At 67.9% G+C, this 23,473-nt stretch carries 22 protein-coding genes; 14 read left to right on the top strand and 8 right to left on the bottom strand.

Going from position 1 to position 23,473, the window contains the following annotated elements; all coding sequences use genetic code 11:
* Positions 1-14 precede the first annotated feature (14 nt).
* The 3 genes from ACQ4LY_RS01465 to ACQ4LY_RS01455 are packed head-to-tail and all read left to right on the top strand — an operon-like array spanning position 15 to position 2,771.
* Complete coding sequence (locus ACQ4LY_RS01465; RefSeq protein ID WP_431074224.1) at positions 15-1,001, top strand: ABC transporter permease; 987 nt, start codon at positions 15-17, stop codon at positions 999-1,001.
* Positions 994-2,019 (top strand): iron chelate uptake ABC transporter family permease subunit, encoded by a 1,026-nt coding sequence (locus ACQ4LY_RS01460; RefSeq protein WP_431074223.1) that lies wholly within the window; start codon positions 994-996, stop codon positions 2,017-2,019. Before ACQ4LY_RS01465 ends, ACQ4LY_RS01460 begins: the two co-directional genes overlap by 8 nt.
* Positions 2,016-2,771 carry an ABC transporter ATP-binding protein gene (locus tag ACQ4LY_RS01455; protein WP_431074222.1) on the top strand — a complete coding sequence of 252 codons (756 nt, stop codon included), beginning with the start codon at positions 2,016-2,018 and terminating at the stop codon, positions 2,769-2,771. The genes ACQ4LY_RS01460 and ACQ4LY_RS01455 overlap by 4 nt, the downstream gene beginning before the upstream one ends.
* 6 nt (positions 2,772-2,777) lie before the next feature.
* Here ACQ4LY_RS01455 and ACQ4LY_RS01450 read toward each other — a convergent pair whose 3' ends face one another.
* From ACQ4LY_RS01450 to ACQ4LY_RS01440, 3 genes are read right to left on the bottom strand one after another with little or no spacing between them, the layout of a single operon-like run.
* Entirely contained in the window at positions 2,778-2,975 is a 198-nt protein-coding gene (locus tag ACQ4LY_RS01450) for a hypothetical protein (protein ID WP_431074221.1), read from the bottom strand.
* A 38-nt stretch (positions 2,976-3,013) separates the two neighbouring features.
* Positions 3,014-3,973 (bottom strand): DNA-3-methyladenine glycosylase family protein, encoded by a 960-nt coding sequence (locus ACQ4LY_RS01445; RefSeq protein ID WP_431074220.1) that lies wholly within the window; start codon positions 3,971-3,973, stop codon positions 3,014-3,016.
* Between the two features lie 34 nt (positions 3,974-4,007).
* Positions 4,008-4,709 (bottom strand): winged helix-turn-helix domain-containing protein, encoded by a 702-nt coding sequence (locus ACQ4LY_RS01440; protein WP_431074219.1) that lies wholly within the window; start codon positions 4,707-4,709, stop codon positions 4,008-4,010.
* A gap of 400 nt (positions 4,710-5,109) precedes the next feature.
* On the opposite strand from ACQ4LY_RS01440, the gene ACQ4LY_RS01435 reads away from it, so the two are divergent.
* From ACQ4LY_RS01435 to ACQ4LY_RS01415, 5 genes are all read left to right on the top strand, one after another.
* On the top strand, positions 5,110-5,349 hold the full coding sequence (locus ACQ4LY_RS01435; protein ID WP_431075733.1) for a GNAT family N-acetyltransferase: 240 nt from the start codon (positions 5,110-5,112) through the stop codon (positions 5,347-5,349).
* A gap of 52 nt (positions 5,350-5,401) precedes the next feature.
* The gene (locus tag ACQ4LY_RS01430; protein ID WP_431074218.1) at positions 5,402-5,869 is read left to right on the top strand and encodes a DIP1984 family protein; all 468 of its coding nucleotides are present in this window, start codon (positions 5,402-5,404) and stop codon (positions 5,867-5,869) included.
* 329 nt (positions 5,870-6,198) lie between these two features.
* Positions 6,199-7,644, top strand: a complete 1,446-nt coding sequence (locus tag ACQ4LY_RS01425; RefSeq protein WP_431074217.1) for an MFS transporter — start codon at positions 6,199-6,201, stop codon at positions 7,642-7,644.
* A 109-nt stretch (positions 7,645-7,753) separates the two neighbouring features.
* Positions 7,754-8,908, top strand: coding sequence for an exonuclease SbcCD subunit D (locus ACQ4LY_RS01420; protein WP_431074216.1), 1,155 nt, complete (start codon positions 7,754-7,756; stop codon positions 8,906-8,908).
* Between the two features lie 93 nt (positions 8,909-9,001).
* Positions 9,002-11,995, top strand: a complete 2,994-nt coding sequence (locus tag ACQ4LY_RS01415; RefSeq protein WP_431074215.1) for an AAA family ATPase — start codon at positions 9,002-9,004, stop codon at positions 11,993-11,995.
* Between the two features lie 60 nt (positions 11,996-12,055).
* Here the strand turns inward: ACQ4LY_RS01415 and ACQ4LY_RS01410 are convergent, their stop codons facing one another.
* Complete coding sequence (locus ACQ4LY_RS01410; protein ID WP_431074214.1) at positions 12,056-12,613, bottom strand: nucleoside phosphorylase; 558 nt, start codon at positions 12,611-12,613, stop codon at positions 12,056-12,058.
* Positions 12,614-12,725: 112 nt separating this feature from the next.
* On the opposite strand from ACQ4LY_RS01410, the gene nadE reads away from it, so the two are divergent.
* The 3 genes from nadE (at position 12,726) to ACQ4LY_RS01395 (ending at position 17,877) form a co-directional block, all read left to right on the top strand.
* On the top strand, positions 12,726-13,544 hold the full coding sequence (gene nadE, locus ACQ4LY_RS01405; protein ID WP_431074213.1) for an ammonia-dependent NAD(+) synthetase: 819 nt from the start codon (positions 12,726-12,728) through the stop codon (positions 13,542-13,544).
* A gap of 70 nt (positions 13,545-13,614) precedes the next feature.
* Complete coding sequence (locus tag ACQ4LY_RS01400) at positions 13,615-17,085, top strand: TM0106 family RecB-like putative nuclease (protein ID WP_431074212.1); 3,471 nt, start codon at positions 13,615-13,617, stop codon at positions 17,083-17,085.
* 24 nt (positions 17,086-17,109) lie between these two features.
* On the top strand, positions 17,110-17,877 hold the full coding sequence (locus ACQ4LY_RS01395) for a hypothetical protein (protein ID WP_431074211.1): 768 nt from the start codon (positions 17,110-17,112) through the stop codon (positions 17,875-17,877).
* A 42-nt stretch (positions 17,878-17,919) separates the two neighbouring features.
* Here ACQ4LY_RS01395 and upp read toward each other — a convergent pair whose 3' ends face one another.
* Complete coding sequence (upp, locus tag ACQ4LY_RS01390; RefSeq protein ID WP_431074210.1) at positions 17,920-18,552, bottom strand: uracil phosphoribosyltransferase; 633 nt, start codon at positions 18,550-18,552, stop codon at positions 17,920-17,922.
* Between the two features lie 92 nt (positions 18,553-18,644).
* On the opposite strand from upp, the gene tadA reads away from it, so the two are divergent.
* The gene (gene tadA / locus ACQ4LY_RS01385) at positions 18,645-19,100 is read left to right on the top strand and encodes a tRNA adenosine(34) deaminase TadA (protein WP_431074209.1); all 456 of its coding nucleotides are present in this window, start codon (positions 18,645-18,647) and stop codon (positions 19,098-19,100) included.
* Positions 19,101-19,121: 21 nt separating this feature from the next.
* On the opposite strand, the gene ACQ4LY_RS01380 is transcribed toward tadA, so the two are convergent.
* Positions 19,122-20,093, bottom strand: a complete 972-nt coding sequence (locus ACQ4LY_RS01380; RefSeq protein ID WP_431074208.1) for a cation diffusion facilitator family transporter — start codon at positions 20,091-20,093, stop codon at positions 19,122-19,124.
* 60 nt (positions 20,094-20,153) lie between these two features.
* On the opposite strand from ACQ4LY_RS01380, the gene proC reads away from it, so the two are divergent.
* Both proC and ACQ4LY_RS01370 read left to right on the top strand, forming a co-directional pair.
* Positions 20,154-20,993, top strand: coding sequence for a pyrroline-5-carboxylate reductase (proC, locus tag ACQ4LY_RS01375; RefSeq protein WP_431074207.1), 840 nt, complete (start codon positions 20,154-20,156; stop codon positions 20,991-20,993).
* Between the two features lies 1 nt (position 20,994).
* Positions 20,995-21,282, top strand: a complete 288-nt coding sequence (locus ACQ4LY_RS01370) for a DUF1905 domain-containing protein (protein WP_431074206.1) — start codon at positions 20,995-20,997, stop codon at positions 21,280-21,282.
* 18 nt (positions 21,283-21,300) lie between these two features.
* On the opposite strand, the gene ACQ4LY_RS01365 is transcribed toward ACQ4LY_RS01370, so the two are convergent.
* Complete coding sequence (locus ACQ4LY_RS01365) at positions 21,301-21,972, bottom strand: potassium channel family protein (protein WP_047520565.1); 672 nt, start codon at positions 21,970-21,972, stop codon at positions 21,301-21,303.
* A complete protein-coding gene (locus tag ACQ4LY_RS01360; RefSeq protein WP_056309453.1) occupies positions 21,965-23,395 on the bottom strand; it encodes a TrkH family potassium uptake protein in 1,431 nt (476 codons plus the stop codon). The genes ACQ4LY_RS01365 and ACQ4LY_RS01360 overlap by 8 nt, the downstream gene beginning before the upstream one ends.
* Between the last annotated feature and the right edge of the window lie 78 nt (positions 23,396-23,473).

Here is a 23,473-nt window from a genome sequence, read left to right as displayed (position 1 = left end):
TCCGGCGTTCGATCATGACCCGCACCGCTTCTCCAGAGCTGGCCCGCACCGTCGGGCGACTTTTCGACGCGAGACTCCTCATCGGCGTCCTCGTCGTCGCCGCGCTCCTCGTCGTGTCCCTCTTCACGGGCGTGTACGACATCGCCGGGGCCGCGGACGGCGCCGAGATGTTCCAGATCACCCGCGTGCCGAGGACGATCGCGCTGGTCCTCGCGGGCGCCGCCATGGCCATGGCGGGCCTCGTCATGCAGCTGCTGACCCAGAACCGTTTCGTCGAGCCCACGACCACCGGCACCACCGAGTGGGCGGGGCTCGGGCTGCTGACCGTGATGGTGCTCGTACCCGACCCCTCGATCCCGCTGCGCATGATCGGCGCGATCGTCGCGGCGTTCATCGGGACCATGGTGTTCTTCGCGTTCCTCCGCCGCGTCTCGCTCAAGTCATCGCTCATCGTTCCGATCGTCGGGATCATGCTGGGTGCCGTCGTCGGAGCGGTCTCGACCTACTTCGCGCTGGCGACGGACTCCCTGCAGGCGATCGGCGTGTGGTTCGCGGGCAGCTTCACCTCGGTGCTGCGCGGGCAGTACGAGATGCTCTGGATCGTCGCGATCGTCGGCGTGGTCGTGTTCCTCGTGGCCGACCGTCTGACGATCGCCGGGCTGGGCGAGGAGATCGCCACGAACGTCGGCGTGAACTACAACCGGGTGATCCTCCTCGGCACCGTGCTCATCGCGATCACGACAGGCGTCGTGACGGTCGTCGTCGGCAACCTGCCGTTCCTGGGACTCATCGTCCCCAACATCGTCTCGATGGTCCGCGGTGACGACTTGCGCAGCAACCTGCCATGGGTCTGCCTGCTCGGCATCGCGATCGTCACCGTCTGCGACATCATCGGACGGACCATCATCATGCCCTTCGAGGTCCCGGTGTCGTTGATCCTCGGGATCGTCGGCGCGATCGTCTTCATCCTGCTCCTGCTGAGGCAGCGCCGTCGTGGCTAGTGCGATCGCGGCACACGACCGCACCTCCGGATCCTTCACGACGCCTCGCGCGCGGCGCCGGTATGCGATCGCGCTCGGCATCCTCATCGTGCTCTCCGCGGTCTTCGCCTTCGCGCTGCTGGCGTGGGAGAACCCGATGCCCGTGGGTTCTCCCGGCTTCTGGCGCATCGCGAAGCTCAGGACGACGAACGTGATCGTGATGGCGGTGGTCGCCGTGGCGCAGGCGATCGCGACCGTGAGCTTTCAGACGGTCACGAACAACCGCATCATCACCCCCTCGATCATGGGGTTCGAGTCGCTCTACCGGGTCGTGCAGACCACCACCGTGTACCTGTTCGGCGTCGCCGGTCTCGTCGCGATCCAGGGGGTCTGGCAGTTCGGCCTGCAGGTCGTCATCATGGTCGGGCTCGCGATGGCGCTGTACGGATGGCTGCTGTCCGGCCGCTACGGCAACCTGCAGATCATGCTGCTCATCGGCATCATCATCGGAGGCGGGCTCGGCGCGATCTCGACCTTCATGCAGCGACTGCTGACACCCAGCGAGTTCGACGTTCTGGCGGCGCGGCTGTTCGGCAATGTCTCCAACGCCGACGCGTCGTACCTGCCGCTCGCGATTCCGCTGTGCGTCGCGGCATCCGCGCTGCTGTGGCTGAGATCGCGGAGGCTGAACCTGCTGGCGCTGGGCCCCGACGTGTCTCGTTCGCTCGGCCTCGACCACAAGCGCGAGCTCTACATCGTGCTGTTCCTGGTGGCCGTCCTGATGGCGACGTCGACCGCGCTGGTGGGGCCGATGACGTTCCTCGGCTTCCTCGTCGCGACCCTCGCCTATCAGTTCGCAGATTCTCACGATCACCGGCTGATCTTCCCCGTGGCCGTGCTCACCGCCTTCACGATCCTCTCAGGGGCGTACTTCGTCATGAAGAACGTCTTCTACGCGCAGGGCATGGTGTCGATCCTGATCGAACTGGTCGGCGGCACGGTCTTCCTCATCGTCATCCTCAGAAAGGGCCGACTGTGATCACACTCGACGGCGTGCGCCGCGACTACAGCAGCGAGGTCGCGATCGGCCCCGTCGATCTCGAGATCCCTGCGGGGGGCATCACCGCACTGATCGGTCCGAACGGCGCGGGCAAGTCCACTCTGCTGACGATGATCGGACGACTCGGCGGGATGGATGCGGGCGCGATCGAGATCGCGGGGTACGACGTCGCGACCACGAAGTCGAAGGATCTGGCGAAGATCGTCTCGGTGCTCCGGCAGGAGAACCATTTCGTCACGCGTCTGACCGTTCGTCAGCTCGTGGGCTTCGGCCGCTTCCCGCACTCCCAGGGGAGGTTGAGCCGGGCGGACGAGCAGGTCATCAGCGAGGCGATCGACTTCCTCGACCTCGGGGAGCTCGAGGGGCGCTACCTCGACGAGCTCTCGGGAGGGCAGCGGCAGCGCGCCTATGTCGCGATGGTGCTCGCGCAGGACACCGAGTTCGTCCTCCTCGATGAGCCCCTCAACAACCTCGACATGAAGCACGCGGTGCAGATGATGAAGCACTTGCGGCGTGCGTCGGAGGAGCTCGGACGCACGATCGTCATCGTGCTGCACGACATCAACTTCGCCGGGCACTACGCCGATCACATCTGCGCCATGAAGGACGGCGCCGTGGTCGAATTCGGCTCTCCGGCCGAGATCATGACCGGTGAGGTGCTCACCCGGGTGTTCGACACCGACGTGCAGGTGGTCGAGGGGCCCTCCGGCCCACTGGCCGTCTACTACTGAGGTCGCTCAGAGCTCGATGCCGTGATCCTCGTCGTTCACGCCTTCGTTGCGCCCTCGACGGGATTCGTAGCCGATGAACCACCCGAGCCAGACGATGGCGGCCAGGAGGACGCCGAGCCAGACGTTCTGGAAGATCAGGCCGATGACGACGCCGAGGATGAGGAGCCCGGCGGTGACGGAGAAGCGGAGCGCGGTGCGGGACATGGGCTCAGCCTAGAGGCGATCTTCGTCTGACGCGCGGGTCAGCGACTGCGGTGGTCTTCGGGGGAGAGTCGGGGTCCGCGACGGGGTTCGCTCACCCGGCTCGCGAAGATGAGCCTGATCACCCTCTGCCGGTGCCCGGCCCACGGCTCGAGCAGTTCGAGCATCCCGGCGTCATCGGTGCGATGACCGGTGAGCGCGTAGCCGACCTCGTGGGCGAGGTGGTAGTCGCCGACGCTCACCGCATCCGGGTCGCCGAGCGCGCGGATGCGTGTCTCCGCCGAAGTCCACAGGCCCACCCCGGGAAGACTCGTCAGCACGCGGTCGCGTGCGTCGCCCGTGGGCGCGGCCAGGAGGGCGCGAGAGATGCTGTCGGCCCGGGCGGCCACTCGCACGATCGTCTTCGACTGCGGTGGCTGAACGGCGACGCGATGCCAGTCCCACGAAGGGATGCGATGCCACTGCGCAGCGGCGGGGGCGGTGTACATCGGTCTCGGCGTCGGACCCGGTGCGCGTTCGCCGAACTTCGTGACGAGCAGTCGCCAGGCGCGGAACGCCTCGAGTCCGGTGACCTTCTGCTCGATGATGGCGCACGCGAGAGCGTCGAAGACGACACCCGTGCGGGCGAGGCGCAGTCCGCGCGTGCGGCGCGCCACCTCGGCGATGAACGGATGGTGCGACGCATCGAAATCGGAGGGGTCGTCGTCGGCGCCGCAGAGTGACGGCACGCTGTCGAGAGCGTGCTCCGCTCCGGCACCCCACGCGGTCGCGCTGATCTCGTCACCGTGGACTCGGAGCGCGAGTGTCGCAGGCCCCAGGGGCGTGCGCAGCGCGCGCCAGATGACGGGGCCGTCGTGGACCATGGTCGGGTCGCCTGGGCCGCGGCGGAGCATCCCCACAGTGGCGCGCAGATCGACCGGTTCTGCCGGGCGGTAGACGCTCTCCCGCGGAGGACTTTGCGGAGCGGCGTCGGCGGCTCCGGAGTCCGCGGTCAGGGTCATGCGCCCACCATACGTGGCGGGCCTGACACCGAGGTCAGAAGCGGTCGGGCGAGGGAGTCCCGTGACCGTAGCGGATGACGACGTCGGCGTGACGATCGAAGCGGTAGCCGATGCCGCGCACGGTGCGGACGATGTCCTCGTAGCGGCCGAGCTTGGCGCGCAGTCGCCGGACGTGCACATCGATGGTGCGCTCGCCGGGGGTCTCGTCGTCCTGTGCCTGCCACAGTGCAGAGACGAGCTCGCTGCGCTCGATCGTGCGTCCCTCGCGGAGCACCAGGTACTGCAGGAGCTCGAATTCCTTGTATGTGAAGGCAGCGGACTCGCCGTCGATCAGGACTCGCTTGCGGGAGATGTCGACGACGACTCCGCCCTCTTCGTCAGTGGTCTCCTCCTCGGCCGCGGCCTTGGTGCGAGCGATCGCGCCGGGCTCGTGGAGTGCGAGGCGGACGACGTCGAGGTCGCGGCCACCAGATCCGTGCGGGGCGAGGGCGACCGTGGCGTGCGTCTCGGCGCCGGGCGCCAGCTCGGCGAGGGTGCGACGCAGGGCGTCGACGAGAAGCGGGAGGCTGACCCCGGCTTCGGCTGCCTTGATCTCGTCGAGACCGACGTAGAGCGCGAAACCGCGGGGCGAGCGGACGGCGGGAAGATCTGCGTCGAGCGGGGCGGTTGCGGGCGCCGATGCGGTGCGGGCGGCGGCGGAGACGGCGGGACGCTCGAGAAGTGCGATGTTCGACATGATGATGAAGTCCTCAGGACGTGAGCCGGGAGACGGGCTCTGATGCGTTGCATGAATGACCGGGCGAGCCGGAAGAGCGAGCAAAGGGTGGATGCTCGAAGACCTGTACCTCGCAGATCGCGAGAAGTCAGGTCAGACGGAGTGGCTGTTCGTTCAGCGACACATTCGGCAACACATGCCAACGCGACCGGGCATCATCATCCCGGCAGTCCTGTTCGCCTCCTGGGCGGACAAAGGGCTTGCGTTGGTAGTCATGGGGGGATTATGTCGGAAGAAGTCCGTGCGTGTCAAAACGGCCGTCGGCGGGGGAGTCGGGCGTAACGTGGTCCGGGTGACCACCTCGACCCTCGCCTCAGGCTTCATCCTCACCGACGAGAAGGACGCATCGCGGTACACGCTGATGCGCGACGGGCAGCTCGTGAGCGTGCTCGACTACCGAGACGACGGACACACGATCGCTCTGACGAGAGCGTTCACAATCCCGACTTTCCGCGGAAAGGGCTATGCGGGCACGGTCGTCGAGGGCGCCGTCGCCGACATCGAAGCGCGAGGCGACCGCAAGGTCGACGCCGTGTGCTGGTACGTCTCCGACTGGTTCTCCGCGCACCCCGAGCACGCGTCGCTGCTGCGTTCGCGCTGACCTCCGCCCGTGTGACGCTCTGTTACACGCGGTGTCCTGCCAGGATGAAGGCATGAAACTCGCAGAGGCCCTCACCGCCCGCGCCGATCTGCAGCGTCGCATCGAGCAACTGCGCGCGCGCATCACCGCGAATGCCCGGTATCAGGAGGGAGAGGAGCCGGCAGAAGACGCATCGGCTCTGCTCGTCGACGTGGAGGCCGCCCTGGCGCAGCTCCGAGACCTGATCAGGCGCATCAATGCGACCAACTCCCGGCTCGACCTGGGCGCGGACGGAACGATGACGGATGCGCTCGCCGCCCGGGACGTGCTCCGTCTGCAGCACTCGCTGCTGGCGGATGCGGCCGCTGCGGCGTCCGGGGCGAACGACCAGTTCCTCCGACAGATGCGATCGGAGCTGCGCCAGATCTCCGCGCTCCCCGTCGCCGAGCTGCGTTCGCGCGCTGACACGGTCGCGCAGGAGCTGCGCGAACTCGACAATCGGATCCAGCAGGCGAACTGGCTGCATGACCTGAAGGAGTAGCGAGCGGAAGTCGGTAGTCACGACGAGGCGGGCACACCCCCAGCCGGAGGGGCAATTCCGGCACATGTCGGGCGGAGGGCAGCCCAGATTCGCATCGCGCAGCCCCGCACCCCGCACATGTGACCGCGCATCGCGCATGTCGCATCACCACGTGCCGATCTTCGTGACGAGGGTGGGTCAGGGGACCTTTCGCTCGCACTCGCAGAGTCTCGACTCGGGTAATATGGATCTTCTGCTCAGCCCCGTCGGCTGAGGTGGTCAGGCGCTCGACGCGTGCTGGTCCGAGGCTCGAAACCTCCGGCATCGTCCCCGACACCGGAGGTTCTTCCATGTCATCGTCCTTGCGCGCCCGCCCCCAGACCAAATGGTGGGCGCTCGCCGTCATCTCTCTCACGCAGCTGATCGTCGTGCTCGACGGCACCATCGTCAGCATCGCCCTCCCGCGAGCCCAGGCCGATCTCGGCCTCAGCGACGGCCAGCGGCAATGGGTCGTCACCGCGTACGCCCTCGCTTTCGGCGCGCTGCTGCTGCTCGGGGGTCGCATCGCCGACTACCTCGGTCGCAAACGCACGTTCATGATCGGCATGGTCGGGTTCGGCGCGGCATCCCTGTTCGGCGGTCTCGCACAGCAGGGATGGGAGCTCGTCCTCGCGCGCGGCCTCCAGGGCGTCTTCGCCGCGCTCCTGGCGCCCGCGGCGCTCGCTCTGCTGACCGTGACCTTCCCCTCAGGACGGGAGCGCAACACCGCGTTCGCGGTCTTCGGAACGGTCGCGGGAACGGGAGCAGCGATCGGACTGCTGCTCGGCGGATTCCTCACCGAGTTCACCGACTGGCGTTGGTGCCTGCTGGTCAACCTCTTCTTCGTCGCCGTCGGTCTCGTCGGCGGTGCGCTCTTCCTCACCGAGAGCCGAGCTGAGGGCGACAACCACTACGACGTCTGGGGTGCGATCACTGTGACCCTGGGACTCGGAGCTCTCGTCTACGGATTCAGCCTCGCCGAGAACGGCTGGGGTGACCCTCTGACGATCTCGTTCCTCGCACTCGGCGTGGTGCTTCTCGGCGTGTTCGTGTGGGTCGAGAGCCGGGTCGCACAGCCGCTGCTGCCGCTGCGAGTGGTTGCTGACCGGGTGCGCGGCGGTGCGTTCCTGATCCAGGGTGTCGCCGGAGCGATCATGATCGGGGCGACGCTCTATCTGACCTTCCACCTCCAGTTCGTGCTCGGGATGGGTGCGCTCCCGGCGGGGGCTGCGACCCTTCCGCTGCCGATCGCGACGATGATCATCGCCCCCATCGCCACGAAGCTCCTCACGGTGATCGGCCCGCGTCCGATGCTCATCGTGGGGCCGCTGATCGCCGCAGCCGGTCTGTTCCTGCTGTCGGGGATCACCCCTGACGGGGCGTACATCGTGCAGATCGCCCCGGCGCTCGTTCTCCTCGGAGTCGGCATGGGCTTCGTGTTCATCCCGCTGCAGAACCTCGCCTTGACGGGAGTCGCTCCGCACGATGCGGGCGTCGCATCGGCGGTCGCCAACTCCGCGATGCAGATCGGCGGATCCATCGGACTGTCGGTGTTCACCGCGGTGTACGCGGCATCCGTCGGCGGGCACGCGCAGGCGGAGCTCTCTCCCTGGCAGCTCACCGACGCGTACGGCTGGATCTTCATCGTCGCGTCGATCCTCATGGTCGTCGCCGCCCTCATCGCCGCGGTGATGGTGCGGGGCACGAAGGACGAGCTGATGCCGGCGAATGCGGGAATGGCGGTCGGCGCGCACTGACGCGCTCGCAGCGAGCGTTCCTGACGGCATCCGGAGACATCGACGCTCAGGAACGCTCGCTGCGGCACGCCTCGGGCCAAATGTCGGTGGCTCTTCGTACCGTGTGAGTATGCGAATCCTGCACACCTCCGACTGGCACATCGGCCGCACCTTCCATGGCAACTCGACCATGGACGCGCTGGCCGAGGTGCTCGAGGCGCTCACGGAGCAGGTTCGGAAGAACGCGGTCGACGTCGTGATCGTCGCGGGTGACATCTTCGATTCGGCGACGCCGGCGGGCGCCGCCTACACGCTGCTCGGCGACGCTCTGGTGGCGCTGCACGAGACGGGCGCCCGGGTGATCGTCACGAGCGGCAACCACGACTCCGCCGCTCGCCTCGGATTCCAGGCGCGCCTGCTGCGCGACGGAATTCACGTGCTGACCGATCCCCTCGAGATCGGCACCCCGGTGACGTTGACGGATGCGGATGGTCCGGTGCGGTTCTACGGCATCCCGTACCTCGAACCGGCGATCGTCCGTCAGCACTGGATCGGGGCCGACCTCCGCACACAGGCGCAGACCCTCGCTCACGCGATGGATCTGGTCCGTGCGGGCATGGCCGAGCACCCCGGTCGATCGGTCGCGATCGCCCACTGCTTCTCCGCCGGGGTCGACGCCACGATCGGCCTCGAGCGCGAGGTGCGCCAGGGCGGCCTCGACGTCGTGCCGCTGGCGGTGTTCGACGGCCCCGACTACGTCGCCCTCGGCCACATCCACGGACGCCAGCAGATCAGCGAGCGCGTGCGCTACTCGGGCGCTCCGCTGCACTACAGCTTCGGAGAGCAGAACAAGCCTCGAGGGTCGTGGCTGGTCGAGCTCGATGCGACAGGCCTCGCGTCGGTCGACTGGCTCGAGTTGCCCGTGCCGCGCCGTCTCGTCACGCTGACCGGCACGCTCGACGAGATCTTTTCACCCGAGAACGTCTCGGCGCACGCCGACGACTGGGTGTGCGCGGTGTACACCGATGCGCTCGCCCAGACCGAGCCGATGCGCAGGCTTCGCGAGCGGTACCCGCACTGCGCGATGGTGCAGCATCAGCCCTCCGAGACGTTCGAGGCGGTCGAGCGCTCCTACGTCGAGAGACTGCGCGGTGCCGTCACCGACCCCGAGCGCATCGAGGCCTTCCTCGAACACGTGCGCTCGGGCCATGGCGCGACGGAGCGTGAGGGCGAGCTGATCCGCGAAGTCCTCGACGACCGCGTCCGCGCCGAAGCGCTCATCTAGTCCGGCGATGACTCGATCCAACGCGGCGACGACTCGATCCGGCCCGGTGACGCGTGACTGCGATCATGCTCTGACAGCGAAGAAGGTGCTCTGATGCAGCTGCACCGACTCGAGGTCGAAGGGTTCGGCCCGTTCCGCGAGCGGCAGACGGTCGATTTCGATGCGTTCGCCGACGACGGGATCTTCCTGATCGCCGGGCGAACAGGTGCCGGCAAATCGAGCATCCTCGACGCCGTATGCTTCGGCCTCTACGGCGGGGTGCCGCGGTACGAGGGCGGCGAGAAGCGATTGCGCAGCGATCATTGCGAGCCCGACGACGTCACCGAGGTCGTGGTCGAGTTCAGTACCCCGGCCGGGCGATACCGCGTGAGACGCTCACCCGACTACGAGCGTCCGAAGAAGCGCGGCGGCGGCATGACGATACAGTCGGCGGCCGTGCAGCTCGACACCATGGTCGGCGGAGAATGGATCGGTCTCGCCGCGAAGGAACGTGAGGCGGCGTACGAGCTCGACGAGATCCTGCAGCTCAGTCGCGAGCAGTTCCTGCAGGTCATCCTGCTCGCGCAGAACCGATTCTCGGAGTTCCTCCTCGCAGGCAGCAGAGAGCGACAGGCGCTGTTGAGGCGGCTGTTCGGCACCGAGCGCTTCGAAGACGTGCAGGCGCGGTTCGACGAGAGACGCAGGGCGGCGGAGCAGTCCCTGGGTGCTCGACGCGCCGCGGTGTCTGCTCGCCTCGACGAGGCGCAGCGGCTGGTCGACAGCGCCGACCTCGGCCACGACAGCGAGGCGCAGACCGACGAGACCACGCCCGAGCAAGAACCGCTCGCGATGACCACTGATGAGCGCCTCGAGGGTCTGCGCCGTGCGAAGGCTCGTGCCGACTACCGGGCCGAACGTCGTGCAGCGGAGCGCGCCGAGGCAGAGAAGCAGTCTGCTGCCGCAGATGCCGCGCTCTCGACCGTGCGCGACGAGCAGCGGGCGCAGACCGAGCGTGATCGCGCGAGAGCCGCGCTCGATCGCCTGGAGGCCGAAGAACCTCAGATCGCTGACGCACGCAGGGAGCTGCGCGATGCCAGGGCGGCGGAGCTGCTGCGAGCTCCGATCGCCGCCGCGGTCGCGGCGGCCTCGGCCCTCGATGCGGCGACCGACGCCGAGACGCGAGCACGCGCGGCCTGGGACGCGCGCGACATCGTCGTGGACGACCTGGCGGAATGGATCGCCGAGCGCACCAGGCAGACAGGGGCGTGGCAACGGGCTGCAGAGCTCGAACGGAATGCCTCCGCGCTCGACGTCGAGCTCGCCGCTGCCGCTGCCGCAGTCGAGGCTGCTGCAGCGCGCGTCGAGGCGGCAGAGGCCGATCGCGTCGAGCTCCCCGCTCAGCTCGAAACCCTCACTATCGCGCGCGACGCCGCCAGGCAGCTCGCCGATCGTGCGCAAGACCTGGCCGCAGCAAGAGACGCTGCCGCTGTGCGGCATGCGGCGGCGCTCGAGGCCGTCCGTCTTGAGGCCGCCCACGCCGACGCCGACCGCGCCCTCGCCCAGGCGAGCTCGGCGCTCGCCGGTGCGCAGAATGACCTCGCCCGGCTCAGGCAGCGGCGACTGGACGGTTTCGCGGGCGAGTTGGCCGGTTCTCTGAAAGACGGCGATGCATGCCCCGTGTGCGGCTCGCACGAGCATCCGGCTCCGGCTGTGCACGCTGATCCGGTCTCGGCGGACGACGTCGACGAGGCCGAGGCCGCCCGTGATCTCCTTGCGCGGGGTGAGCGGGATGCTGCGAAGTCAGAGTCTTCGCTACGCGCCGAACTCGCCGCGGCGATCACCCGCGCAGACGGTCGAGAGGTCGATGAGGCCGTCGCGGAGCTCACTGCTGCGACCGCCGCGCACACGCAGAGCACCGAGGCGTCAGCTCGACAGGCCGCGCTCGAGCAGCAGCGCGACGCTCTGGTCGAACGCATCCGTCGTCTGGACGGCGACCGCGAACACGATTCTGCAGCGCTGGCCGCGGCGCGAGAAGCCCACGCACTCGTCTCTCAGCGGATCGAGGAGATGCGAACGACGGTCGCCGAAGCGCGAGGGCCGTACGGCACCGTGGCCGACAGACTCACGGCGACACTCGCCGAGGTCCGGGACGCGGCGGCCCTGGTCGAGGCGTCCGCGGAACGAGCGCGCAGAGCCGCGGCGGCGACAGCTGCGCACGCCGAGCAGGATGCGGCGCTCGAGGCGTCCGAGTTCGACGGAGTCGCTGCGGTCGAGCTCGCGCTCCGCTCCACAGCCGCGCAGTCGACGCTCGAGAGCCGAGTCACCGAGCACACGGTCCAGAAGGAGAAGGAACGTGCGATCCTCCTGCCGCTGGAGCTCCGCACCCTTCCGGAGGAGACGATCGATCCCGGCCCCGCTGAGCGCGCGTCGCTCGCCGCGCGGCAGCGCTGGTCTGCCGCGGTCGATGAGGCAGGGCGAGCGGCCGGCGTTGCCGAGCAGCTCAGCGCGATCATCGAGGCTTCGGCTGCGGAGCATGCGCGCACCGCGGACGAAGCCGCAGATTACGAAGTGCTCCGCAGCCTCGCCGACACCATCGCCGGGCGAGGGGCTAACACCCGCAAGATGACGCTCGAGACGTTCGTCCTGGCCGCCGAGCTCGAAGAGATCGTCGATGCGGCGAACCGCCGACTCGGAGACATGTCGACCGGGCGCTACCAACTCCGCCACTCCGACGCACTGGCCGCCCGCGGAGCCGCGTCGGGGTTGGGCATCGTCGTGTTCGATGCCTTCACCGGACAGACGAGACCTGCGCAGTCGCTGTCAGGAGGAGAGACGTTCCTGAGCTCGCTCGCCCTCGCGCTCGGCCTCGCCGAGGTCGTCACGGCGCGCGCCGGCGGCATCCGCCTCGACACCCTGTTCATCGACGAAGGATTCGGATCCCTCGACGGAGACACCCTCGACGTCGCGATGCGCACGCTCGACGAGCTACGGCAGGGCGGGCGCACGGTCGGCGTGATCAGCCATGTCGAGGCGATGCAGGAGCAGATTCCTGCTCAACTCCGAGTGCGTGCGACGCCGGAAGGGCCGAGCGTCATCGACGCGCGCTGAGACGCCCGTCGTGTCATAGCCGTTCCGCCGCCGAGAGCGCGAGTCGGACGGCGACCGTACTCAGACGCCGTACTCCCGACGGATCACGTCGCGCAGTTGAACACTGCACCGTGCGATCGCCTCGCGGAAGTCGACGAGCGCGCCGTCCTCGGCCCGGTCCGAGATCGCGCGGAATGCGCGGATCGGTACTCCGAACTGCTGTGCGACCCAGATGTACGCGTAGGTCTCCATATCGATCAGTCCGGCGCCGGACCGTCGGATGACGGCGGTGATCCCGGCATCGCCGACGAAGCTGTCACCGGTCGCGATCAGCACGCCCTCGCGACCCGTGGACACTCGGGCCGGCAGCGACACGTGGTGTCCCGCGAGACCGTCGAGGTTGAACACGTCGTGTTGCAGCGCGCTGCCGATCTCGTGCGCGGTCGCTTCGAGTTCGGGGTCGATACCACCGGCGGTCCCGACGACCACCACTTCGGAGTACTCCTTGGCGTCGAGTGCGCGGGTGAGGGCGAACACCGCCTGCATCTTGCCCTCGCCGGTGACGAGCTGGTCGAATCCCTCGAGATGCTCCGGGAACGCTTGGAGTTCGGAGGCCATGGCTGCGACGAGAAGTTTCACCCCGCCATCCTCTCAGGTGCATCGATCGCCGCGAAGTCAAGTGCGTGCGATCGTCGACATCTCGATGTAACACTGGAGGAGGATACTGACGACGGGTAGACCGGAGGAACACATGACCCTGCAACAGCAGATCTCTGACGCACTCGGAGTGAAGTCCGACATCGACCCCGAGGTCGAGGTGGAACGCCGCGTGGGGTTCCTCGTCGACTACCTGCGCACCACGGGTGCCAAGGGCTTCGTGCTCGGCATCTCAGGAGGCCAGGACTCGACCCTCGCCGGTCGTCTGGCGCAGCTCGCGGTCGAGCGCGTGCGCGCTGAGGGCGGGGAGGCGAAGTTCCTCGCGGTTCGGCTGCCCTATCGGGTGCAGAACGATGCGGCGGACGCCGAGGCAGCGCTCGAGTTCATCGCCCCCGACTCGTCCGTCGAGGTGAACATCCAGAACGGCGTCGACGGCGTCGAGGAGGACATCGAGTTCGCCGTCACGAGCGACATCAGCGACTTCAACCGCGGCAATATCAAGGCACGAGTCCGCATGGTGACGCAGTATGCGCTGGCGGGGCACGACGGCCTGCTCGTGATCGGCACCGACCACGCGGCCGAGGCCGTCACGGGCTTCTACACGAAGTTCGGCGACGGTGCCGCCGACATCCTTCCGCTGTCGGGCCTGTCGAAGAGACAGGGGCGCTCGCTGCTGCTTCTTCTCGGAGCACCCGACCAGCTCGCCTACAAGGTGCCGACCGCCGATCTCCTCGACGGTCAGCCCGGTCGCGCCGACGAAGACGAGCTGGGGCTCACCTACGAGCAGATCGACGACTTCCTCGAGGGGCGTGAGGTCGACCCCGACGTGGCGGGTCGCATCGAATCGCGCTACCTCGCCACCCAGCACAAGCGGAACCTGCCGGTGACGCCCGATGACACCTGGTGGCGCTGACACGCGACCATCGTGTTCCCGTGTCGGATGCCGCGGCTAGTGTCGAAGCATCCGAGAGAACGGGAGCATCGTGCGGATCGACACTCAGGCGCAGCGCGTCATCTGGAGCGCGAGCGACCTCAAGGCGGCCGCCGAATGCGAGTTCGCGTGGTGTCGGGCGATCGACGCCAAGCTCGGTCGCGTGCCGGCGGTCGAAGAGCCTGAAGACGCGACCCTCGCGCGCGCAGCGCTGCTCGGAGACGTCCACGAGCAGAACGTCCTCGCGCGGTACATCGATGACCTCGGCGACGATCGGGTGCACCGCGTCGAGAAGGTCTCGTCGGTCGACGCCGAGGCGCTCGCGGCAGCCGTCGACGAGACGGTGCAGGCGCTCGGATCCGACGCCGTCGTCGTGTTCCAGGCGGCGTTCGCGACTCCCGAGTTCGTCGGATTCGCCGACTTCCTGAAGCGCGATGACGACGGTCGCTGGCGGGTGCAGGATTCCAAGCTCGCCCGCAAGGCCAGAGTCACGGCTCTCATGCAGCTCGCGGCATACGTCGATCAACTCGACAGGCTCGGCATCCCTCGGTCAGACGAGGTCGATCTCCTGCTCGGCGACGGATCGACCAGCACGCATGCCGTCGATGACCTTCTCCCGCTCTTCCAGGTGAGAAGGGCCCGGTTGCGTGCGCTGATCGCCGACCGCAGGATCGACGACCCGTCCTCCGACGCGGCGCTCGCGTGGGGCGATGACCGCGGTGACCTCGAGATCGTGGCATGCGGCCGCTGCGCGACCTGCGAAGAGCAGGTGATCGCGCATCGCGATCTGCTGATGGTCGCGCGGATGCGGCCGGTGCAGCGCGCGCGGCTGCGCACGGCAGGAATCGAGACTATCGACGCGCTGGCCACGGCGACCGATGTGCCGGAGGGTATGAACACCGACACGTTCGAGACGCTCCGCGCGCAGGCGCGGCTGCAGCTGAGGGCGGATGCCGAGGGCGCACCGACCTATGACGTGCATTACGCGGCGGCGATCCATACGCTGCCCGTACCGAGCCACGGTGACATCTTCTTCGACTTCGAGGGCGACCCGCTCTATACGGAACCCGCGCCTGACGGCCAGGCGCACTGGGGGATCGACTACCTCTTCGGCTGGGTCGACAACACCGATCAGTACACCGCGCTCTGGGCGCATGATTTCGCCGCGGAGCGCGAGGCGTTCGAGCGATTCCTCGACTTCGTGAAGGTGCGCCGCGCGGCGCATCCCGGCATGCACATCTACCACTACGCCCCGTATGAGACATCTCACCTCGTGGCCATGGCGGCGCGACATGGCGTGCGCGAGGGCGAGATCGATCGTCTGCTGCGCGAGGGAGTGTTCGTCGACCTGTATCCGCTGGTCCTGCGCACCGTGCGGGTCGGATCGAGGTCGTACTCGATCAAGAAGCTCGAACCTCTGTACATGGGCGAAGACGTGCGCACGAGCGACGTCCAGAAGGGCGACGATTCGATCGTCCAGTACGTCGCGGCGCGGGAGTTCGCCGCCGCGGGGGAGCAGGCCGAAGCCGAGGCGGTCTTCGCCGACCTCGCCGACTACAACCGCTACGACTGCGTGTCGACCAGACGCCTGCGGAACTGGCTGATCGAGATCGCGAAGAAAGAGGGGGTGAACCCCGCCCCGCCCGACGAGGCCGACGAGGTGATCTACGAGCCCTCTCCGCGGTCGGTGGCGCTGCTCGCCGACGCCGAGCGAGCGGTCGATGCGGGCGAAGACGGGCAGGTGCATCGCATCGCGGCCGCCGCGATCGATTACTTCCCCCGCGAGGCGAAGAGCTTCTGGGTGTCGCACTTCCAGCGGCTCCGCGAGCCGGTCACGATGTGGGACGGCACGCGCGACGTGGTGAGGGTCGACCGCACCTCATCGACGATCCGGCGTGAGTGGAGCGTCGCCGAGGGGCGTCGAGTGATGTCGCGCGACCTCGAGGTCCGCGGCGAGGTCTCGCCGGGCACCACGCTCGGTGTCGGATCCCAACCGTTCGCGCTCTACGCCGTTCCTGCACCGTTCGACACAGAGGTGCCGTCTCGTGCCGTGCACGTGCCGCACACGGTCACGGTCGCCGAGGTGCTCGACGACGGCTACCTGATCACGGAGACGGCGATCCAGGGGCAGACGTGGGATGAACTGCCGCTCGCCCTGACACCGGCGGCACCTCCGCGCGTCGTCTCGCTGCAGGGCGCGATCGACGAGTGGGCCGATACGGTGCACGCTGCCGCGCCGGGATTCCCGCACGATGCCGCGACCGACATCCTGCGTCGCATCCCGCCGCGCACCGTCTCGGGCGACGCACTGCCGACGAAGGGCGACGACACGATCGACGCGATCGTGCGCGGCATCCTCGACCTCGACCGCAGCTACCTCGCGGTTCAGGGCCCTCCGGGCACGGGCAAGACCTACACCGGCTCTCAGGTGATCGCGCGCCTCGTCAACGACCACGGCTTCACCGTCGGTGTGGTGGCGCAGTCGCACGCGATCATCGAGAACCTGCTCGAGCGGGTGGTCGCCGACGGCGTCCCCGCGGCGCAGGTAGCGAAGGCACCGAAGGATTCCTCGGCAGATCCGTCCTACACGGTGATACCGAAGAACGGCATGGCATCCTTCCTGGGCGAGCACGCGCAGCACGGTGCGGTCGTCGGAGGCACGGCCTGGGACTTCAGCAACACGTCGCGCGTCGAGCGTGGGGGCCTCGATCTGCTCGTGGTGGACGAAGCGGGCCAGTTCTCCCTCGCCTCGACGATCGCCGTCGCCGCGGGGGCGAAGCGGCTGCTGCTTCTCGGCGACCCTCAGCAGCTTCCGCAGGTGAGTCAGGGAGCACACCCCGAGCCCGTCGACACCTCCGCTCTCGGGTGGGTCATGGAGGGCGATCCGGTCGTCCGGCCCGACCATGGGTACTTCCTGGCGCGGTCCTGGCGGATGCACCCGTTCGTCGCCGCCGCCGTGTCGAACCTCGCCTATGCCGGCCAGCTGGCCTCAGCCCCCGGCACCGAGCTGAGGTCGCTCGAGGGCATCGACCCGGGGCTGCACATCGTCCCGCTCCGGCATCGCGGAAATGCCACGCAGTCGCCCGAAGAGGCGGCACAGGTCGTGGCGCTGGTGCGAGATCTCGTCGGTCGCGCGTTCACCGACAACGACGCGGATGCCACGGTGCGGCCTCTCGCGCAGAGCGACATCATCGTCGTCGCGCCGTACAACGCGCAGCGTCAGCTGGTTCTCGACGCGCTCGACGCGGCCGGGTTCCCCGATGTGCCCGTCGGCACCGTCGACAACTTCCAGGGCAAGGAGGCTGTGGTCTCGATCACGTCGCTTGCCGCATCCAGCGGGCGCGACGCCCCGCGCGGACCGGAGTTCCTGCTGCTTCAGAATCGACTGAATGTCGCGATCTCCAGAGCGCAGGTCGCGGCGTATCTGATCCACTCGCCGGCGCTGCTCGACGACCTTCCCCGCACGCCCGAAGGCGTGGTGCGGCTGAGTGCCTTCGCCCGACTCGTCGGCGCCGCAGGCTGACCCGCACTGCAGGGAGACATCACGATGCACACGACGGACGAGATCCTGCGCGCCTCAGCCGCGTGGGTGTGGTTTCCTCGCGACAGCGAGCACGAGAAGACAGATCTGCAGCTGGTGCGGTACCCCGAGCGATTCGGCGGCGGTGTGCGAGCCTCGCAGGTCGACACCGATGCTGATGCGGGCGCGGTCCTCGATCGCGCCATCGATCGCACCAGGGACTGGGGCGAGGGCGAGCTCCGGTTCTGGACCAACGAATCCGATCGTCCCGATCTCGAAGACGAGCTCCTCCGCCGCGGAGCCGAGCACATCGACACGGTCGCGGTGTTCGCCCTCGAGATCGCCGGCGCCGAGATCGGCGTTCCGTCGCAGACCACCGCAGAGATCGTGCGGACGATCGACCAGGTGCGCGAGGTCGACGCGATCAACGTGCCCGTCTGGCAGCAGCAGCCACTCGACGAAGACGGGCTGAGGACCGAACTCGACGAAGTGGTCTCGGCGTTCGAAGCCGGCACACACGTCCGCGTGCTCGCGCGTCTCGATGGTCGGGCGGTGAGCACCGGCGGATGCACGATCGTCGACGGGTTCGCGCGCCTGTGGGGCGCCGCCACTCTCGAGGAAGCTCGTGGCCGAGGCGCCTACCGGGCGGTCCTCGCCGAACGACTGCGCGTCAGTGCATCATTCGGAGCGACCACGGCGCTGGTCAAAGGTCGCACCGCCACGTCTGCGCCGATCCTCGCGAGAGCCGGTTTCACGCACTACGGAGACGAACGCGCCTACTCGCTGAAGGTGTGAGCAGGGTCGACGGCATGTGCGCCGTCCGACGAGACGCGCGCGTCAGACCGTGCCGTACAGACGGTCTCCAGCGTCGCCGAGCCCGGGGACGATATAGCCCTTGTCGTTGAGACGCTCATCGAGTGCCCCGAGCACGAGCGTGACATCTCGATCGCCGACGAGTGCCTCGATCGCGGCGACGCCCTCAGGCGTGCCGAGCAGGCAGATCGCCGTGACGTCCTTGGCCCCGCGGTCGAAGAGGAACTGGATCGCTGCGGCCAGCGAGCCGCCGGTGGCCAGCATCGGGTCGATCGCGAAGCACTGGCGGTCGCTGAGGTCATCAGGAAGACGCTCGGCGTAGGTCGTCGGCTCGAAGGTCGTCTCGTCACGGACCATGCCGAGGAAGCCGACCTCGGCGGTCGGCAGCAGCTTGACGAGACCCTCGAGCATGCCGAGGCCTGCGCGCAGGATGGGCACGACGATGGGGCGAGGCTCGGAGATCTTCACGCCCATCGTCGTCGTCACCGGCGTGGTGATCTCGACCGGGCTGACCCTCACGTTGCGTGTCGCCTCGTACGCGAGGAGCGTCACGAGCTCCTCCGTCAACTGGCGGAACACGGGCGACGGTGTGCGGTGGTCGCGCAGGACCGACAGCTTGTGAGTGACGAGAGGGTGGTCGGCGACGTGGACACGCATGGATACAGGCTAATGCGCCGGACGCCCCCGCACGACATCGGATGCACGGGAGGGCCCGACGAGGGCGGCCGCGCTGTCGGTAGGCTCGACGCATGACCGCCGCCGACCAGATCGCGATGGGCCGAGCGCTCGAGCTCGCGGCCGAAGCGGCGGCGGCATCCGAGATCCCCGTCGGCGCGGTGGTTCTCGACGACGAAGGCCGGATCGTCGCCGAGGGCCGCAACAACCGCGAGACGACGCACGATCCGACCGGTCACGCGGAGGTCGAGGCGCTGCGCGCGGCGGCGGCATCCGTCGGTTCCTGGAATCTCGACGGCCACACTCTCGTGGTGACGTTGGAACCGTGCGTCATGTGCGCGGGCGCGATCCTGCAGGCGCGCATCGGGCGCGTCGTGTTCGGCGCCTGGGACGAGAAGGCAGGCGCGGCGGGGTCGATGTACGACGTGCTCCGCGACCGACGACTTCCCTATAGGGCCGAGGTCATCGGAGGGATCGACGCTGACGCAGCCACCGTACTGCTGCGCGACTTCTTCGACCAGCGCCGCTGAGACGGCGGAGAGCGACCAAGATCAGTCGGACGACTTGAGCACGAACACGTCGGTGGACGGTTCGGGGTCGAGCGATGGCCGGTAGACGTCGGGCTCGATGTAGATGACTCGGGCAGTCGGAACGGCTTCGCGGATCCGCGCCTCGATCGCGTCGATGTCGACCGCCGCTTCGCGCAGCGGCTTGTCGGCGTTGAGCGCGATCTTCGCCGCGACCATCAGCTCATCGGGCCCGAGATACAGCGTCTTCATGTGGATGATCTTCTCGATCTCGTCGCCGGCGTTGATCGCGTCGACGATGCGGTCGTGATCGGCGGGGGTGGCTCCCTCGCCCACGAGCAGGCTCTTGGTCTCGATCCCGAGCACGATCGCGATGACCACGAGCAGGATGCCGATCATCAGTGTGCCGAGGGCGTCGAAGACCGGGTTCCCGGTGATCACGGTCAGACCGACACCGAGCAGGGCGAAGGTCAGTCCGGTGAGAGCCCCGACATCTTCCAACAGCACGACGGGCAGCTCGGGCGCCTTCGCACGCCTCACGAACGACACCCAGGACTGATCCTCATCGCGGACGAGGTTGCTCTCCTTCACCGCGGTGCGCAACGAGAACGACTCGAGTCCGATCGCGATCACCAGCACGACGATCGGGAGCCACCACCAGGTCGGATCGAGCTCGTGCGGGTGGGTGAGCTTGTCGATCGCCTCGTAGATCGCGAACAGGCCACCGACCGAGAACAGGATGATCGACACGACGAACGCGTAGACGTAGCGCTCCCGGCCGTACCCGAACGGATGCGCCCGGTCGGCCTCTCGCTTGGCCTTGCGGCCGCCCAGCATGAGCAGCAGTTGATTGCCGGAGTCAGCGACCGAGTGGATCGCCTCGGCGAGCATCGAGGCGGATCCCGAGAGCGCCCATGCCACGAACTTCGCCAGGGCGATGCCCAGGTTCGCCAGGAACGCCGCGAGAATGGCCTTGCCGCCGCCGGATGCACTCATGCGTCGAGTCTAGATCCGCTCGTCCTCGGAAGCCGGGTGCGCCCGCCGTAGGATGACGACATGGCTGAGTCTCTTCCCTCTCTCGCGTTCCTCGGTGCCGGTTCGATGGGGGGTGCGATCCTCCGCGGGGTGGTCGCATCCGGCATCCGGGTCGAAGGCGGAATCACGGCCACGAACCGCACACCCGAGAAGGCGGCGGCCCTCGCCGACCTCGACGGGGTCAGGAGCATCGCCCTGTCCGAGACCCCCGACGGCAACGCGGATGCGGTCGCGAATGCCCGGATCGTCATGGTCGGGGTGAAGCCCGCGATGGTGCCCGATCTGCTGCGCGAGATCGCACCGCATCTCACCGACGACGTGATCGTCGTGAGCCTCGCTGCGGGCGTCACCCTGCAGACCTTCGCAGACAACCTCGGCGCCGAAGTGCGGGTCATCCGGTCGATGCCGAACACGCCGTCTACGGTCGGCAAGGGAGTCACCGGTCTCGCGGCGGGCCCTGCGGCGTCCGCCGACGACCTCGCCCTCGTGCACCGCCTCTTCGAGACCGTGGGGGCTGTCGTAGAGGTTCCCGAGTCGCAGATCGACGCGCTGTCGACCATCTCGGGCTCTGGTCCCGCCTACGTGTACCTGCTGATCGAGGAGCTGACGAAGGCCGCTGTCGGCATGGGATTCAGTGAGACCGACGCGCGCACCATGGTGGAGCAGACATTCATCGGGGCGACCGCGCTGCTCGATGTGTCGGGGGAGGAGCCGTCCGAGCTCCGTCGCCGCGTCACGAGTCCGAAGGGCACCACCGAACGAGCGGTCGCCGTGCTGCAGGACGCGCACCTCGACCGCACCTTCGCTGACGCTGCTGCCGCAGCCCTCGCGCGCGCCAAGGAAATGGCGGCCGGAGCCTGACATGCAGCTGCGGTTCTCGGGCGCGATCTGGTTCTGGCGCGGTCCCGCGCCGTTCCATTTCGTCACCGTGCCGCCGGCCGAGAGCGAGATGATCGGCGACGTGGCGAGCGTCGTCACCTACGGATGGGGCATGATCCCTGCATCCGTGACGATCGGGAGCACCACGGTGACGACCGCACTCTGGCCCAAGGACGGCGGATACATCGTGCCGATCAAGAAGGTCCTTCAGGATCGCGAGGGCATCACGCTAGATGACATCGTCGACCTGACGCTCGACATCGACGCCTGACGCGCGAGCGGATGCCGGTCAGCGGTCGAGTGCGGCGAAGCGCTCGATGTCGCTGTTGGTGCCCGAGACGATGATGAGGTCGTGATTGGTGACGATCGTGTTCGCCTCGGCGTAGCGGAACGGCTTGCCGGGACTCTTCACTCCGACGACGGTGACCTTGTACTTGCTGCGCACGCCCGATTCGTTCAGACCGACTCCGCGGATGAACTTCGGCGGGTACATCTTGGCCAGCACGAAGTCGTCGTCGAAGCGGATGAAGTCGAGCATCCGACCCGAGACGAGATGCGCGACGCGCTCGCCGGCTTCGCGCTCGGGGTAGATCACGTGGTTGGCGCCGACGCGGGCGAGGATCTTGCCGTGCGACTGCGAGACCGCCTTCGCCCAGATCTGCGGGACCTTGAGGTCGACGAGGTTCGCGGTGATCAGCACCGACGCCTCGATCGACGAGCCGACGGCGACGACGGCGACCTGGAAGTCCTGCGCACCGATCTGACGCAGCGCGTCGATGTTCTTGGCGTCGGCCTGCACTGTGTGCGTGACGCGGTCCGACCACTTCTGCACGAGCTCGAGGTTGTCGTCGATCGCGAGGACCTCGCGGTCGAGGCGGTCGAGTTCGCCCGCACAGGCGGCGCCGAACCGGCCGAGACCGATGACGAGGACGGGCGCGTCGCCCCGGAGGACTTCAACCAACGATCGGCCTTTCCACGGGCAGTGAGTAGTACTGCGTTCGCGATGTCGCGGCGACCGCCGCGGCGAGAGTCACTGTACCAACGCGCCCCATGAAGATGGTGGTCGCGAGCACGTACGAGGCGGAGTCGGGAAGCTCTGCGGTGAGCCCGGTCGAGAGTCCGACGGTGCCGAAAGCCGAGATCACGTCGAAGAGGACATGGCTGATGTCGGCTTTGGTGATCTGGGAGATGATGATCGTCGAGAGCGCCACGATCGTGGCGCCCCATGCGACGACGCTGAGGGCGACGCGCTGGACGTCGCTGGGGATGCGTCGACCGAACGCCTCGACGGACTGGCGCCCTTTCGCCTCCGACCACACGGCGATCGCGAGCACCGCGAGCGTCGTGACCTTGATCCCGCCGGCGGTGGATGCCGAGCCGCCGCCGACGAACATCAGCATGCTGGCGGCGAGCAGCGACGAGCCGTTCAGGTCATCCATCTCGATCACGTTGAATCCGCCCGAGCGTGTCATCGCCGAGAGGAAGAACGCCTGGAACGTCGTATCCGCCGCATCCATCGACCCGAAGGTCTTCGGGTTGGCGTACTCGAGGACGAGGAACACGACGGCGCCGAGCACGAACAGCAGCACGGTGGTGACGAGGGTGAGCTTGGTGTGCAGCGACCACTTCTTGACGTGCCAGACATGCTTGGCGAGGGTGTAGATCACCGGGAAGCCGATGCTTCCGAGGAACACCCCGACCATCAGCAGCGACAGCACCAGATAGTCGTCGGCGAACACCGCCACGCCACCGGCGTTCGGCGCGAAGCCGGTGTTGGTGAAGGCCATGGCGGCGAAGTACGGGGCCTCCCACAGTGCCGCGATCGGCTCGACGCCGGCCATCACGAGTGCGGGATAGAGCAGGATGGCGAGCGCGCCCTCGATGATCAGGGCTGAGACCGCGACCGTCGTCAGCAGCTGGCCGACCTCGCCCAGCCGCACGGTCTGGCTTTCGTTGACCACACCGCCGTGCGCGCGCATCGGGTTCGTGTCGCCCGCGGCCATGAGCTTGGCGCGCAGGCCGAGCCGCTTGGAGATCAGCATGCCCATCAGCGACGCGAGAGTCAGCACTCCGAGGGCGCCGATGTTCACACCGACGAAGATCAGCACATGACCGAACGGTGACCAGTGGGTCGCCATGTCGACGGTCGCGAGGCCCGTGACGCAGATTGTGGAGACCGCGGTGAACAGCGCGTCGGCCAGCGGTGTGACGGTGCGCGAGGCCGACGCGATCGGCAGCGAGAGCAGCACGGTGAAGACGAGGATGAGGAGCGCGAAGATCACGATCGCGAAGCGCGAGGGCGACGACGTGATCAGGTGCTTGCCCCAGGAAGCGGCGTTCTGGAGCCGCTGTCGAGGGGACGACGCCGAAACGATGCCCGACATCGCGTCCCCCTTCTTTCTTCCTGCTCCGCCTTCTGCGGCTGCACGACGCCGATCGCCGAGCCTTCGTCATGGTACTCC

Origin of the sequence: Microbacterium phyllosphaerae, from assembly GCF_050628115.1 — a bacterium.
Taxonomy (GTDB): domain Bacteria; phylum Actinomycetota; class Actinomycetes; order Actinomycetales; family Microbacteriaceae; genus Microbacterium; species Microbacterium phyllosphaerae_A.
This window is presented reverse-complemented; position numbering and strand designations above follow the sequence as displayed.